General features: G+C 69.9%; 10 protein-coding genes. 7 read left to right on the top strand and 3 right to left on the bottom strand.

What is annotated here, in order from left to right; genetic code table 11:
- Positions 1-27: 27 nt before the first annotated feature.
- The 3 genes from rfbA to ACODR1_RS07610 all read left to right on the top strand — a co-directional run bounded on the left by rfbA (position 28) and on the right by ACODR1_RS07610 (position 4,116).
- Positions 28-903 (top strand): glucose-1-phosphate thymidylyltransferase RfbA, encoded by an 876-nt coding sequence (rfbA, locus tag ACODR1_RS07620; RefSeq protein WP_488879912.1) that lies wholly within the window; start codon positions 28-30, stop codon positions 901-903.
- A gap of 196 nt (positions 904-1,099) precedes the next feature.
- Entirely contained in the window at positions 1,100-1,729 is a 630-nt protein-coding gene (locus ACODR1_RS07615) for a class I SAM-dependent methyltransferase (protein WP_488879911.1), read from the top strand.
- Positions 1,726-4,116 (top strand): glycosyltransferase, encoded by a 2,391-nt coding sequence (locus ACODR1_RS07610; protein WP_488879910.1) that lies wholly within the window; start codon positions 1,726-1,728, stop codon positions 4,114-4,116. Before ACODR1_RS07615 ends, ACODR1_RS07610 begins: the two co-directional genes overlap by 4 nt.
- On the opposite strand, the gene ACODR1_RS07605 is transcribed toward ACODR1_RS07610, so the two are convergent.
- Together ACODR1_RS07605 and tkt are read right to left on the bottom strand one after the other, a co-directional pair.
- On the bottom strand, positions 4,113-6,266 hold the full coding sequence (locus tag ACODR1_RS07605) for a glycosyltransferase family 2 protein (RefSeq protein ID WP_488879909.1): 2,154 nt from the start codon (positions 6,264-6,266) through the stop codon (positions 4,113-4,115). The two genes, ACODR1_RS07610 and ACODR1_RS07605, sit on opposite strands and share 4 nt — an antisense overlap.
- A gap of 14 nt (positions 6,267-6,280) precedes the next feature.
- Positions 6,281-8,245 carry a transketolase gene (tkt, locus tag ACODR1_RS07600; protein ID WP_488879908.1) on the bottom strand — a complete coding sequence of 655 codons (1,965 nt, stop codon included), beginning with the start codon at positions 8,243-8,245 and terminating at the stop codon, positions 6,281-6,283.
- Positions 8,246-8,444: 199 nt separating this feature from the next.
- Between tkt and ACODR1_RS07595 the strand changes: the two genes are divergently transcribed.
- Both ACODR1_RS07595 and ACODR1_RS07590 read left to right on the top strand, forming a co-directional pair.
- On the top strand, positions 8,445-10,472 hold the full coding sequence (locus tag ACODR1_RS07595) for an NAD(+) synthase (RefSeq protein ID WP_488879907.1): 2,028 nt from the start codon (positions 8,445-8,447) through the stop codon (positions 10,470-10,472).
- Positions 10,473-10,552: 80 nt separating this feature from the next.
- Positions 10,553-11,881: a mannose-1-phosphate guanylyltransferase/mannose-6-phosphate isomerase gene (locus ACODR1_RS07590; RefSeq protein WP_488879906.1), complete on the top strand. Its 1,329-nt coding sequence runs from the start codon at positions 10,553-10,555 to the stop codon at positions 11,879-11,881.
- Here ACODR1_RS07590 and ACODR1_RS07585 read toward each other — a convergent pair.
- The gene (locus ACODR1_RS07585; protein WP_488879905.1) at positions 11,865-13,019 is read right to left on the bottom strand and encodes an AGE family epimerase/isomerase; all 1,155 of its coding nucleotides are present in this window, start codon (positions 13,017-13,019) and stop codon (positions 11,865-11,867) included. The genes ACODR1_RS07590 and ACODR1_RS07585 overlap by 17 nt on opposite strands.
- A gap of 96 nt (positions 13,020-13,115) precedes the next feature.
- Here ACODR1_RS07585 and ACODR1_RS07580 point away from each other — a divergent pair, with 96 nt between their 5' ends.
- Together ACODR1_RS07580 and rfbD are read left to right on the top strand one after the other, a co-directional pair.
- Complete coding sequence (locus ACODR1_RS07580) at positions 13,116-13,670, top strand: D-glycero-alpha-D-manno-heptose-1,7-bisphosphate 7-phosphatase (RefSeq protein WP_488879904.1); 555 nt, start codon at positions 13,116-13,118, stop codon at positions 13,668-13,670.
- Positions 13,667-14,545: a dTDP-4-dehydrorhamnose reductase gene (gene rfbD / locus ACODR1_RS07575; protein WP_488879903.1), complete on the top strand. Its 879-nt coding sequence runs from the start codon at positions 13,667-13,669 to the stop codon at positions 14,543-14,545. The genes ACODR1_RS07580 and rfbD overlap by 4 nt, the downstream gene beginning before the upstream one ends.
- The last annotated feature ends 71 nt before the right edge of the window (positions 14,546-14,616 follow it).

Below are 14,616 nucleotides of genomic sequence, written 5' to 3'. Positions count from 1 at the left end.
CTCCCGCACTCCACGAGGCATCTTCCCATGAAGGCGATCATTCTGGCGGGCGGTCACGGCACCCGCCTGCACCCGACCACCATCGGCGTGTCCAAGCAGCTGCTGCCGATCTACGACAAGCCGCTGATCTACTATCCGCTGGCGACCATCATGCTCGCGGGCATCCGCGACGTGCTGATCATCTCGACCCCCTCGGCGGCGCCGGCCTACCAGGCGCTGCTGTCGGACGGCGCGCGCTGGGGCATGAACATCCAGTACGCCGTCCAGCCCAATCCGAGCGGCCTGGCCGAGGCGTTTCTCATCGGCGAGCGCTTCGTGGACGGCGCGCCGTGCGCGCTCGCGCTCGGCGACAACATCTTCTACGGCGCCGGCATGACGGGCCTGCTCAAGCAGGCCTCGTCGCGCACCAGCGGCGCTTCGGTGATGGCCTATCCGGTCGCCGACGCGCGCGCCTTTGGCGTAGTCGAGGTCGACGGCAACGGCCGAGCGATCTCGATCGAGGAAAAGCCGGCCGCGCCGCGCTCCAATCTGGCGGTGACCGGCCTCTACTTCTACGACGAGAAGGTGGTCGGCATCGCCAAATCGGTGAAGCCGTCGGCGCGTGGCGAGCTGGAGATCACGGCGGTCAACGACATCTACCTTCAGGCCGGTGAACTGAACGTCGACATCCTGCCGCGCGGCACCGCCTGGCTGGACACCGGCACGACCGAGAGCCTGCTGGACGCCGCCAACTTCGTGCGGACCATCGAGCACCGGCAGGGTCTCAAGATCGCCTGCCCGGAGGAAATCGCGTGGCGCGAGGGCTGGATTTCCGACGAACAGCTCGACGCCCTGGGTCAGACTTTCAAGAACGAGTACGGGATCTACTTGCGCAATCTGGTCAAGTACGCCCCCCACGCCTGATAGAATGGATCGCGAGGGGGCCGCGCCCTGGCCTTCGGCCAAGGCCCCCTCGCGGGGATCGATGTTGAACGATTTGGAACGAGCCGTGATCTCCTGTCCGTGCTGTGGCGAGCCCGGCGCGCTGCAGCCTCTCGGCAGGGTCCTCGCCCAGGACGGCGCAGCCGTCCTGGTCGGCGGATGCGCGGCGTGCGGCGCAATGGCCAACCTTGCCCTCCTGTCGATGCGCGCCTCGGCCGCGGACGAGGCCATCCGCCAGGAACGCGACCGCCTCCACACCCCGCGCCATGGCGACGCCCGCACCCTGGCCCTGGAACTCGATGATGGCCGCCGGAAGCTGGAAGCTGTTCTGGCCGCTCATGGAACGCCGTCCAAGGCCAGGTTCTGCCAATACGGCGCCGGCGCGGCCCTGACAGCGATCGCCGGCGAGGCGCTGTTCGGCGAATCCCACGCCGTGGAACCCTCGCTGGTCAACGCCCGCGCCTCGGCCGCGCTCGCGACCTGCGCCATCCCGCTGCACCGCACCCTGGCGACGGTCCCGGTCGGATGCGATTTGATCCTGGCCGAAAACTGCCTGCAGTACGAACGCGACCTTGGGGCGGCGCTCTCGCGACTTGGCGACAAGCTTGCCGCCGGCGCCCTGCTGGTCATCGAGATCCCGGTCTTCGCCGCCGCGGCGATGACGCCGGCCACCGTCTTCCTGCCCGGCCCGCAAGGCATGGCCCCGGTCCTGGCTCGTCTTGGCTGGACCGTGGCGTCCGACGGCGTCGACGCCGTAGCCGGCGTAGAACGGATCGTCTCGCGCCCCCCCTCGGAGAAACCGGCATGAGCGCCAAGCGACCTGGCGACGCCGAAGCCGAGATCCAGCGGCTGCGCGGCGAGATCGATGCGCTCCGGCAGTCGACCTCCTGGAGGATCACTGCGCCGATCCGCGCCTTCAAGGAGCGCTTCGGCGACGGCGGGCTGCGCGCCCTGCTGCGCCCCGCACGACGCTCGCGCGACGCCACCGTCCGCAGCTTCGAAGACCGGCCGTTCGAGATCGCCCCCGGCGGCGCCTTCGACGTGATCTTCGTCGTCGGCTGCATCGACGGCGAGAGCAAGCGCTATCGCGTCTACAACGTCATGGACGAACTGCGCCGGCGAGGGCTGCGCGCCGCGGCGTTGCGGATGGAAGATCTCGAGGCCGCCGTCAGGTTGAACCTCGCGTTCCGCCGCCTGGTCATCTTCCGCGCCCCGTGGGAACCGGGACTGGAAGCGCTCGTCGCCTACGCCCGCAGCCGCGGCGCCGGCGTGACCTTCGATGTCGACGACCTGGTGTTCGAGCCAGAAACGGTCGGCCAGGTGCGGACCATCCAGGACTGGCCCGCCGAGGACAAGACGCTCTACGCCGCCGACGTGGCGCGATATCGCCGCGCGATGCAGGCGTGCGACGAGACGACGACCACCACCTCCTTTCTGCGGGACCGCATCGTCTCGGCCGGACTGAAGGCCAGGGTCGTGCCCAACACCGTCAACCGCCTGCAGGAAGCCCTCGCCGAGGCCCTGGCCGCTGAGCGCGTCGACGCGCCTCCACCGCCGCGCCGTACCCTGCGACTGGGCTATTTCAGCGGCTCGGCCACCCACCAGCACGACTTTCTGGAATGCGAGCCCGCGCTGCTGGCCTTCATGGCCGACAATCCCGACGCCGTGTTCGTGCTCGTGGGGCTGCTGGAGCTGGGCAAGGACTGGGACCGGTTCGCCGACCGCGTCGAACGTCACGCCTTCATGCCCTATGCGCAGATGCTCAAGCTGCTGGCCGAGATCGACGTGAACCTCGCGCCGCTGGAGATCGGCAACCCGTTCTGCGAAGGCAAGAGCCAGCTGAAGATCTTCGAGGCGGGCCTCGTCGGCGTACCCACCGTCGCCTCGGCCACCCGCAGCTTCTCGGAGGCGATCAACGACGGCGTCGACGGCTTCCTGGCCCGCACGCCGCAAGACTGGCGGCGCGCCCTGGACATGCTCGCCTCGCCCGACGCGCGGGCCCGCGTCGGCGCGGCCGCGCGTGTCGCCGCCGAGACGCACTGGTCCAGCAAGGTTCTCGCCGAGGCTTCGCTCGCCGCCCTCGGATTTGACGACAGCTCGGTTCCGGATGCCGGCTCGGCCACGCCGCCGGTGCGCCGGGAAAGGCTGACCGTGACCTGGCTGCTGCCAGGACTGCTGATCGGCGGCGGCGGCCATCGCAACATCCTGCGCGCCGCCCACCATCTCGCGCGCTTCGGCCACGAAGTGCGGATCGAGGTGCTCGACACCGACAAGTCATCCGCCGAACTGGCTGAGCTGATCCACACGCACTTCTATCCCATCGCGGGCCAGATCAAGCGCTTCGACGGCTCGCTGGAGCGCACCGACGTCCTGATGGCCACCCATTGGTCAACGGTCGACACTGCCCTGCGACACCGCGCGGTCGCGCGCGAGGTGATCTATTTCGTGCAGGACTTCGAGCCGTACTTCTATCCCATGGGCAGTGATTACATCCGGGCCGAGAACACCTATCGCCTGGGCCTGTACGCCATCTGCTCAGGCCCCTGGTGCTCGAACCTCCTCAGGCGCGACTACCGGGCGGCGGCGGACTACTTCGAGTTCCCGATCGACACGACGGTCTACAGCGCGGCGACCGACCGGACCTTCGAGGCCGCCGGCGGGCGGGTGATCTTCTTCGCCAAGCCTGACATGCCGCGACGCTGCTTCGAGCTCGGCCTGGAGACCCTGCAGACGCTCAAGGCCCAGCGGCCGAACGTGCGGATCTCGCTGTTCGGCTCGAACGCCCTGCGACGGATGACCATGCCGTTCGAATGCGAGGTCCTGGGCCTGACGCCGACGATCGCCGATCTGGCCAAGGCCTATCGCGCGGCGGACGTGGGCCTGACCTTCTCGCCGACCAATCCCAGCCTGACGCCCTACGAGATGATGGCCTGCGGCCTGCCCGTGGTGGACATCGACCGTGGGGACGGTGAGATCAACTACGCCGGCCGACGCGACATCGCCCTGCTGGGCGACCCGCGGCCCGAGGTCATGGCGGCTCAGATCAACGCGCTTCTCGACGACGCCGCCGAACGCGCCGAACGCTCGGCCAACGGTCTGGCCCTGGTGGCGGCCATGCCGACCGAGGAAGCCATGGCGCGCCGCATCGAGGCCCTGATCGTGCAGCGCCTCGATGCGGTCGGCGCCCTGGCCTAGACCCGCAACCGGGTCGTCTGGCTGGCCAGGCTGAGGTTGGGGTTGAACGCCGGATCGCGCGCGATCAGCGCGCCCCATCGCTCCTGCATCAGTTCGGTCTCGACCGGCGCGTGCGGGACATCGGCGTCGTGCCGGCCGCGGGATGCGGACTCATGGTGGCGCAGTACGGCGTTCGGCGTCCAGACGATCGCCTCGCCCGCCTCGCGCACCCGCAGGCAGTAGTCGACGTCGTTGAAGCTGACGGTCAGCCGCTCGTCGAAGCCGCCCACCGCGTCGAAGGTGCGCCGCGGGGTCGCCAGGCAAGCGGCCGTCACGGCGCTGGGGCGCCAGGCCAGGGCCAGCCTGGCGGCATAGCCAAGGTCATGCATCTCCGCGCCGGCCTGCCAATGACCGGCTATCCCGCCCATGCCGAGCACGACGCCCGCGTGCTGCACACGATCGTTCGGATAGAGCAGCTTCGCGCCGACGCATCCGACGCCCGGACGACTGGCCTGGGCCACCATCTCCGACAGCCAGTCGCGCTGGGTGATCTCGATGTCGTTGTTCAGCAGCACGACGATCTCGCCCGTGCTGGCCGCGACGCCACGATTGATCAGCCGCGAAAAGTTGAAGTCGCCATCGTCGCGCACGACGCGCGCCTTGCCCGCCGTGGACCAGGCCTGGATCAGGCTCAGCGCCTCGGGCTGGGTCGTCCCGTTGTCGACGATCACGACCTCGCGACGCTCGTAGGCGGTGCGGGCGTCCAGTGTCCTGAGGCACATGCTCAGCAAGTCGTGGCGATCGCGCGTCGGGATGACGATCGAGGCCAGAACCGGCGGCGAGGGTTCGGGATAGCGGACGAGCTGGTAAGGGGCGCTGTCGAGGGTCGAGACCTGCGCCTCGACGCCGCGACGCGCCAGGGCCGAGGCCACGGCGCGGCGGGCCGCCTCCAGCACCGTCGGCTTCTCGTCGACCGACAAGGCCGTCGAGCCCACCACCGCGCGCCAATGATACAGGACCTTGGCGACATGAACGATGTCGGCCGAAGCGGCGCGCTCGGTCACCCGCAGCACCAGGTCGTAGTCCTGGGCCCCGTCGTAGGCGCTGCTCAGGCCGCCGGCCTCGACCACGACCGTCCGGCGCATGACGGTCAGGTGGTTCAGATAGTTCTGCCCCAGGATCAGGTCGGGATCCCAGTCCGGCTTGAAGAAGGGATCGCTGCGCCGGCCCTGCTCGTCGATCTTGTCCTCGTCGCTGTAGACGAGAACGGCCGTGGGGCGTCGCGTCACTGCCGCCGCCACCTGCAGAAGCGCGTCGGGCGCCAGCAGGTCGTCCTGATCGAGGAACGCGACGAAGTCGCCCTCCGCCGCCGCCAAGGCGTCGTTGGTCGCCGCGGCGATGCCGCCATTGACCGGCCGCTCGACCAGGACGATGCGGTCGTCCGAGGCCGCGGCGGACCGCAGGAAGGTCTTCAGCTCAGGATCTTCCGAGCCGTCATCCGACAGCACCAAGGTCCAGCGCGGATAGCTCTGCCGCCTGACGCTCTCGATCGCGGCCTCGAGGAGAGGCAACGGTGGCCGGTAAACCGGCACCAGCACGGAGATCACCGGCCCGTCGGGCGTCCCAGCCGGTTCGAGCGAGGCGTGCTCGGAGGCCTCGCGGGCCAGCCACTGGTCATAGTCGGCGCGCCAGTCCTCGCGACCGGCCACGCCCAGTCGCGGCAAGGCGCTGGACCCGCGCGACGTCAGGATGGCCCAGGCCCTGGGAACGGCGCGCAAGGCCCGCAGCGGTTCAGACCGCGCCACCTTCCAGCCCCGCGCGGCAAGCTTGAGCCCGACGCTCCAGAGCGGGACCGTCCGTACGGCCAGGTCCAATGTCTCGGCCACATGGCCGTCGGCGGGGTTGGGAAACAGGCGGACCCGAACCATCGGCTGGGTCACCCGCACGATCGCGAGCAAGCGATCGTCCGGGCCTTGCCCCAGTTCAAGAGGAGGGCCGAAGCCCTCCCGGTCGAGACGCCGCCAGCTGACCTGGCAGCTGACCAGCGGAACCGGGCTGGAGACCGAGATCTCCAGCCAGCCCGACCGTGTCGGCGCAGGTAGTTCCGCTTCGAAACGCCGGCCGCCCTTGCCGTCGTCGGCCGCCGAAACCGCGATCACCGTCCTGCGCATGGCCTATGTCGCAGTCAGGCGCCCGCGGCTTCGACCACCGCCTCGGTGGTGATGCCGAACTCCTTGTAGAGGCGCTCGAACGGAGCCGAGGCGCCAAAGCCCGTCATGCCGACGAACTTGCCGTCCTCGCCGATGAAGCGTTCCCAGCCCTGGCGGATGCCGGCCTCGACGGCCACGCGCACCGGCGCCGAACCGATCGTCGCCTTGCGGTAGGCTGCCGGCTGCTGGTCGAACAGCTCCCAGCAGGGAACCGAGACCACGCGGGTCGGCTTGCCTTGCGACTGCAGCACTTCGCGGGCGGCCACGGCCAGGCCGACCTCGGTGCCGGTGGCGAAGATCGTCACGGCCGCCTCACCGTCGGCCGCCAGCAGTTCGTAGGCGCCCTTGGCCACCAGGTTCTCGCTCGCCGAGTTGCGGACGTGCGGGGTCTTCTGGCGCGACAGGCACATCACCGACGGGGTGGTGTTCTGCTGCAGGGCCACCTGCCAGGCCTCGGCGGCCTCGACGGCGTCGGCCGGGCGGAAGACCAGCAGGTTGGGGATGGCGCGCAAGCTGGCCACGTGCTCGACCGGCTGGTGGGTCGGGCCGTCCTCGCCCAGGCCGATGGAGTCGTGGGTCATCACGTGGATGACCTTGGCCTGCATCAGCGCCCCGAGACGAATGGCGGCGCGGCTGTAGTCGGCGAAGGCCAGGAAGGTGCCCGAGTACGGGATCACGCCGCCGTGCAGGGCCATGCCGTTCATGGCCGCGGCCATGCCGAACTCGCGCACGCCGTAGTGGACGTAGCGGCCGGCGTAGTCGGGCGTGTCGTAGGCGCCCATGCCCTTGACCAGGGTGTTGTTCGAGCCGGTCAGGTCGGCCGAGCCGCCGATCATCTCGGGGATGGCCGGGATCAGCTGGTCGAGCGCCGAGCCCGAGTGGACGCGAGTGGCGTTGACCGGCTTTCCTTCAACAGCGGCGGCGATGTGGGCTTCGAGCTTCTCGAAGGCGTCGGCCGGCAGCTGGTTCTTGACCACCGCGCGAGTGAAGTCCGCGCCCTTGTCCGAGGCGGCGACGGCGGCTTCCCAGCCCTTGCGGACGCGGGCGCCGCGGCGGCCGACGCTCTTCCAGGCCTTGGCGATGTCGTCCGGCACGGTGAACGGCGCGGCGTCCCAGCCCATGGCGGCGCGGGCGGCGACGATCTCGCTGTCGAACAGGGTGTAGCCGTGGCTGTGGGGGTCGCCTTCCTTCGGACCCGCGCCCTTCGAGATCAGCGTCTTGCACGCGATCATGGTCGGGCGGTCCTGCTTGGTCGCCCAGCGCAGGGCGGCGGCGATCTTGCCGTGGTCGTGACCGTCGACGACCTTCACGGCCCAGCCGGCGGCCTTGAAGCGCGCCACTTGGTCGCCGGTCTCGGAGATGGTGGCCACGCCGTCGATGGTGGTGTTGTTGTCGTCGAACAGGACCGTGAGCTTCGACAGCTTCAGGCGGCCGGCCAGGCTGATGGCTTCATGGCTGACGCCTTCCATCAGGCAGCCGTCGCCGGCGATCACCCAGGTGCGGTGATCGACGAGGTCGGCGCCGAAACGGGCGGCGAGGTGCGCCTCGGCCATCGCCATGCCGACCGAGGTGGCCAGGCCCTGGCCCAGCGGACCGGTGGTGGTCTCCACGCCCGGGGTGTGGTGCACTTCGGGGTGGCCAGGCGTCAGCGAGCCCCACTGACGGAAGTTCTCGATCTCCTTCATCGTCACGGCCTTGTAGCCGGTCAGGTGAAGCAGGGAGTAGAGCAGCATCGAGCCGTGGCCGGCCGACAGCACGAAACGGTCGCGGTCGGCCCAGTCGGGCTTGGAGGCGTCGAACTTCAGGAACTTGCTGAACAGCACGGTGGCCACGTCGGCCATGCCCATCGGCATGCCCTGGTGACCCGACTTGGCCTTGTGCACGGCCTCCATCGAGAGGACGCGGATGGCGTCGGCCATCTTGATCGGCGAGACGGGCATGGGCTCTGGCTCTTCGGCTTTTATGTCTGTGGACGGCGCGGACGCCTGCGCGGCCCGCACGTGACATGCGAGGCCGCCAGGGTCAAGCAAGCTGGCCGAAACGTCACCGTGTGCGACCGCTATGCAACGGCGCACGGACCGGATATAGCTGGACACAGACTTATGCTCATTTTCAGCATAACCTCGAAAGGTCGACCGCGTGGGTAGTCCGTCGTTCTTCTCCCCCTACCGTCATGGCTTCGTGCGCGTGGCCGCCGCCGTGCCGAAGGTGAAGCTGGTCGATCCGACCGCCAATGCGCAGGGCGTGCTCGACCTCGTCCGCCTGGGCCACGACCAGGGCGTGGCGGTCATGGCGTTCCCGGAACTGGGCCTGACCGGCTACTCGATCGACGACCTGCTGCAGCAGGAGGTCCTGCTGGACGCCGTCGAGGCGGCGATCGCCACCCTGGCCGAAGAGAGCAAGACACTCTCCCCGCTGTTCGTGGTCGGCGCGCCGCTGCGCGACGCCGGGCGCCTCTACAACACCGCCGTCGCCATCCACGCCGGCCGCGTGCTGGGCGTCGTGCCCAAGAGCTTCCTGCCCAACTACCGCGAGTTCTACGAGCGCCGCTGGTTCACGCCGGGCGCCGGCGTCACCGGCAAGACCCTGACCCTGGCCGGCCAGGACGTGCCGTTCGGGACCGACATCCTGTTCCGCGCCAGCGGCTTCACCGTCGGCGTCGAGATCTGCGAGGACGTCTGGACGCCCAACCCGCCCAGCACCGCCCAGGCCCTGGTCGGAGCCGAAATCCTGCTGAACCTGTCGGCCAGCAACATCACCATCGGCAAGTCCGAGACCCGCCGCCTGCTGTGCGCCAGCCAGTCGTCGCGAGCGATCGCCGCCTATGTCTATTCGGCGGCGGGTGCGGGCGAGAGCTCGACCGACGTCGCCTGGGACGGCCACCTCGACATCCACGAGATGGGCGCCCTGCTGGCCGAGACCGAGCGCTTCTCCACCGGCCCGACCTGGACCTACGCCGACGTCGACGTCGAGCGCCTGCGCCAGGAGCGTATGCGGGTGGGCAGCTTCGGCGACGCGATGATGCTGGCCCCGCCGGCGGTCCCGTTCAGGATCGTTCCGTTCGAGTTCGCCCCGCCGGCCGGCGACCTGGCCCTGGCCCGCGCGGTCGAACGCTTCCCGTTCACCCCGTCGGATCCCGCCAAGCTGCGCGAGAACTGCTACGAAGCCTACAACATCCAGGTCCAGGGCCTGGCGCGGCGGCTCGAGGCCTCGGGCCTGAAAAGGCTGGTGATCGGCATCTCGGGCGGCCTGGATTCCACCCAGGCCCTGCTGGTGGCCGCCAAGGCCATGGACCAGCTTTCCCTGCCGCGCTCGAACATCCTGGCCTACACCCTGCCGGGCTTTGCGACCTCCGACCGCACCAAGGACAACGCCTGGGGGCTGATGCGGGCCATTGGGACAACGGCCGCCGAGCTCGACATCCGCCCGGCCGCGACCCAGATGCTCAAGGACCTCGACCACCCCTTCGGGCGCGGCGAGCCGGTCTACGACGTCACCTTCGAGAACGTGCAGGCGGGCCTGCGCACCGACTACCTGTTCCGCCTGGCCAACCACAACGGAGCCCTGGTGGTGGGCACCGGAGACCTGTCGGAGCTGGCGCTGGGGTGGTGCACCTACGGCGTCGGCGATCACATGAGCCACTACAACCCCAATTGCGGGGCGGCCAAGACGCTGATCCAGCACCTGATCCGGTTCGTGGCCCATTCCGGCGACGTGGATGCGGCGACCACCGCCCTGCTCGACGACATCCTGGCCACCGAGATCTCGCCCGAACTGGTGCCAGGCGAGCAGACCCAGGCCACCGAGAGCTTCGTGGGCCCCTACGCCCTGCAGGACTTCAATCTCTTCTATATGAGCCGCTACGGCATGGCGCCGTCGAAGATCGCCTTCCTGGCCTGGAGCGCCTGGCATGACGCGCAGGCCGGCGCCTGGCCGGCCGGCCTGCCGGAAAGCGGCCGTCGCGCCTACGACCTGGCCGAAATCCGCAAGTGGCTGGAACTGTTCCTCAAGCGCTTCTTCGCCAACCAGTTCAAGCGCTCGGCCGTGCCCAACGGGCCGAAGATCTCGTCCGGCGGCGCGCTGTCGCCGCGCGGCGACTGGCGCATGCCCTCGGACGCCAGCGCCGACGCCTGGCTGGCCGAGCTTTCGGCCAATATTCCCGGCTGACGCTTCTCAATGCCGCCCAAGTCGCCACTATAAGGCGCTGGCGAAGCGCCGCCGGATCGCGGCCGCGGTAAGGGACCCTCGTGACGAAGCTCTATCCCGTGATCCTGTGCGGCGGTTCGGGCACGCGCCTGTGGCCAGCCTCGCGGCTCGACCGCCCCAAGCAGTTCCTCAAGCTGCTGGGCCCGCATTCCAGCTTCCAGGAAACCCTGCTGCGGGTGCGTGATCTGGCCGACGGTCAGGAGATCATCATCGTCACCGGCGCGGCGATGATCGACTTCGTGCGCGAGCAGGCCCGCGAGATCGAGACGCCGGTGGTCATCCTGGTCGAGCCCGAGGCGCGCGACTCCGCCCCCGCCGTGGCCGCCGCCGCGGCCTATGTCGAGGCGCTGGACCCGGACGCCGTCGCCCTGATGCTGGCCGCCGACCATCATGTCGGCGAGGTCGAGCTGTTCAAGGACGCCGCGCGGCTGGCGGCCCAGGCGGCGGGCAAGGGCCTGATCGTCACCTTCGGGGTCCGGCCGACCGGTCCGGCCACCGGCTTCGGTTACATCCGCCCAGGCGCGGCTCTCGACGCCGAGGGGGTGTTCAAGGTCGCCGCCTTCGTCGAGAAGCCCGACCTGGACCTGGCCAAGACCTATGTCAGCCAGGGCTATCTCTGGAACAGCGGCAACTTCGCCTTCAAGGCCTCGACCATGCTGGCCGAGCTGGAGGCCTTCGAACCCAGCATCGCGCGGGCCGCACGCGACGCCGTGGCCAAGGCTGAAAGAGCCGGAGCCGACGAGCCCTGCCTCCGACTGGACGCCGCCAGCTTCGCGTCCGCGCCCAAGAAATCCCTCGACTACGCGGTCATGGAACGCACGAGCCTCGCGGCCGTGGTCCCCGCCGCCTTCAGCTGGTCGGATCTGGGCGCCTGGGACGCCATCTGGGGCGCCTCGCCCCAGGACGGTCACGGCAACGCCGCTCAGGGCGACGTCACCCTGGTCGACACCCGGGGCGTGCTGGCCCGCTCCACCGGTCCCTTCGTCGGCGCGATCGGCGTCTCCGACCTGATGATCGTCGCCGAACCGGACGCCGTCCTGGTCTGCCGCCGCGACGACGCCCAGGCCGTGAAGACCCTGGTCGATCGCCTGAAGGCCAACGGCCGCGACCTGGCACAGCGCCACCCGGTGTCCGAGACGGCCGGCGTCGAGCGCCGGGTGCTGAGCAAGTCGGCCCGTGTCAGCGTCGAGATGTGGCGGCTGGCCCCCAAGGCCGAGGTCGACCTGCCCGGCGCGCGCATCCAGGTGCTGCAGGGCCTGCTGCGGTCCGACGGCGTCGACCTCGTCCCAGGCGACTTCGCCGCCCTGGCCGAGGATCAGTCCGCGACGGCCCTCGAACCCTCGACCGTGCTCGTCACGATCTTTTCGTGACGTACCTGTCCAGCTCCAGGATCGCGCAGACGATGTGGTAGAACGAGCTGGCCGGGGCCGCCTCGTCGACGAACGTCCCATCGGCCTGCAGCTTGTCGCGCCAGAGACCGGGCACGGGCACGTCGAAATACTTCAGCAGCGCCACGGCGCCGTCGGCGGCCGTTTCCGCATAGGCGGCCTCACCCGTCACGTCCGCCGCCAGCACGCCGGCCTTGATCCATTCGGTCTGGGCCCAGAGACGGGCGACGTCGTCGTGCACGCTCATGTCGTCGAGCAGGGCGAAGATCGCCACGCCGCGCGCCGGGTCGACACCCGGCCCCTTGCCGATCTCGATCATCCGCAGCGCGGCGGCCTTGGCGTCCTCGCGACCGGCCAGAGCGCCCCAGCGCAGCAGCAGCCAAGCCCATTCGAACTGGTGGCCCGGCTCGACGATCCGGCCCGCGACGCCCGGCGCCGGGTTCCAGTCGCCGTCATAGTATTCGCGCAGGCCGCCGCTCGCCGGATCGATGAACTTGGCCAGCGCCAGTTCGGCGATCTCGTCGGCCATCGCCCGCCAACCGGCGTCGCCGCCGGCCTCCACCCAGGCCAAGCTGGCCTCGAACATGTGCATGTGCGGATTGGACAACAGCGGCGTGGTCGGAGGCGCGCTTTCCTCGAACCCCGCGACCGGGTGCTTGAGCACGGCGTGCAGGGCGGCGCGCAGTTCCAGCGCGATGCGCGGCAGGTCCTCGCGCTCGGGCAGGGCCTGGCTGGCCAGAGCCAGGCCGAACAGCCCGAAGGCCTGGTCGTAGAGATCGACCTTGTCGTCCAGCGGCGCACCGTCCGAGGCCACCAGGGTGCGGAAGAAGCCGTCGGGCCGGCGATAGTGGGCGAGGTAGAAATCCAGCCCGTGGGCTAGGGCCTCGCGCCATGGCCCGTCCCAGCCTAGGAGCCCGGCGGCGGCGTAGGCGTAGATCTGCCGCGGCTGCACCCGCGCCCGGCGCGGCGCCTCCACCGGCGAGCCGTCCTGCGCGATCTTCTCGAAGAAGCCGCCGTTGACCCGATCCGCCCCGACCGTCCACCAGAGGGGGAAGGCGTCCTGCAGCGCCCAGGCCTTGAGACGATCGCGGAGGCTGGCGAGGCGGGCGGGGACGGTCATGCGGTTCTCCAAGAGTTCCAGCGTTTCTAGCGGCCGGCGACCGCCACGCAACCCTCGGCTTGTGACAGGTCCGCCCTTCCCCTAATGGCATGGACCATGTCCGATATCGCGCCACTGAAAGCCGTCTTCTTCGACCGCGACGGCGTGCTGAACGTCGACCACGGCTATGTCCACGATCCGGCCGAACTGGAATGGGTGACGGGCGCCCGCGAGGCCGTCGCGGCCCTCACCGCGGCCGGCGTGCGCTCGATCGTGGTCACCAACCAGTCGGGCGTCGCGCGGGGGTATTTCGGCGAGGATGCGGTCCACGCGCTGCACGCCCACATGCAGCGCGAACTGGCCGTGCTGGGCGGCGAGATCGCCGCCTTCTACCACTGCCCGTTTCTGGAGAACGCCGAGGTCGAAGCCTATCGCCACGACGACCATCCCGATCGCAAGCCCAACCCCGGCATGATCCTGCGGGGACTGGCCGAGAGCGGACTGCCCCCGGAAGCCTGCGTCATGGTCGGCGACAAGAAAAGCGACATGGAAGCGGCCCGTCGCGCCGGCGTCGAAGGCTTTCTGTTCGCGGGCGGCGACCTCCTGGCCTTCCTGCGCGAGCGGCTGGGGCCGCGCTTCCCCGAACCCCAGGTGAGCGGGACGGCGGCGTGATCCGCATCCTGCAATTCGGCGCGACCGGCCAGGTGGCCCAGGCGATGATCGCCGCCGCCGACGGACGCGCGGCGCTGCAGGCCCTCTCCCGACAGGACGTCGATCTCGCCGACCAGGCGGTTGTCGAGCGGGCGATCGCCGCGACCGATTGCGACCTCGTCCTCAACTGCGCCGGCTTCACCCTGGTCGACAAGGCCGAGGCCGAGCCGGAAGCGGCGAGGGCCGCCAACGCCCTGGGACCGGCCTCCATGGCCCGCGCCTGCGCCGTCCGCGGCCTGCCCCTGGTTCACCTGTCCACCGACTGCGTGTTCGACGGAACGCTGGATCGCCCGTATCGCGAAGAAGATCCGCCCAACCCGCTCTCGGTCTACGGCCGCACCAAGCGTGACGGCGAGACGGCCGTTCTGGCCTGGGAGAAGGGCGTGGTCCTGAGGGTCTCCTGGGTGTTTTCGGCCTACGGCCGCAACTTCCTGCGGACCATGCTGCAGCTCGGCCGGACGCGCGAGGAGCTGCGCCTGGTCGCCGACCAGTACGGCTGCCCGACCGACGCGACCGCCCTGGCCGAGTTCGTCCTGCGCGCCGCGCCCCGCTGGACAACCGCCGCGGGCGGGGATCCAGCCTTCGGCCTCTTCCACTTCAATAACGGCCAGGCGACGTCCCGCCACGACATGGCGCTCGCCGCCCTGGCCCGCGACCCGCGCACACGCGCCCGCTTACTGCCGGTCGCCAAGGCGGATTTCCCCGAACCGGCGGCGCGCCCCCTGAACGGCGCGCTGGACAGCGGCAAGGTTACGGCGGTGTTCGGCTGGCGGTCCGAGCCCTGGGCGCCGGCCGTGGCGCGCGCGGCCGACCAGATCCTCGCGCAGGGCGTCTAGACCGCGCGAAATCCTGGCGCGACGGCGCCCAAGCGGCTAAACCCGCTGCAAATTCTCCACAACAAGGCCCC

The sequence above is a fragment of the Caulobacter sp. FG7 genome, assembly GCF_057808875.1.
Note: the sequence above shows the minus strand (reverse complement) of the source record. Positions and strands in the feature narration are given on the sequence as shown.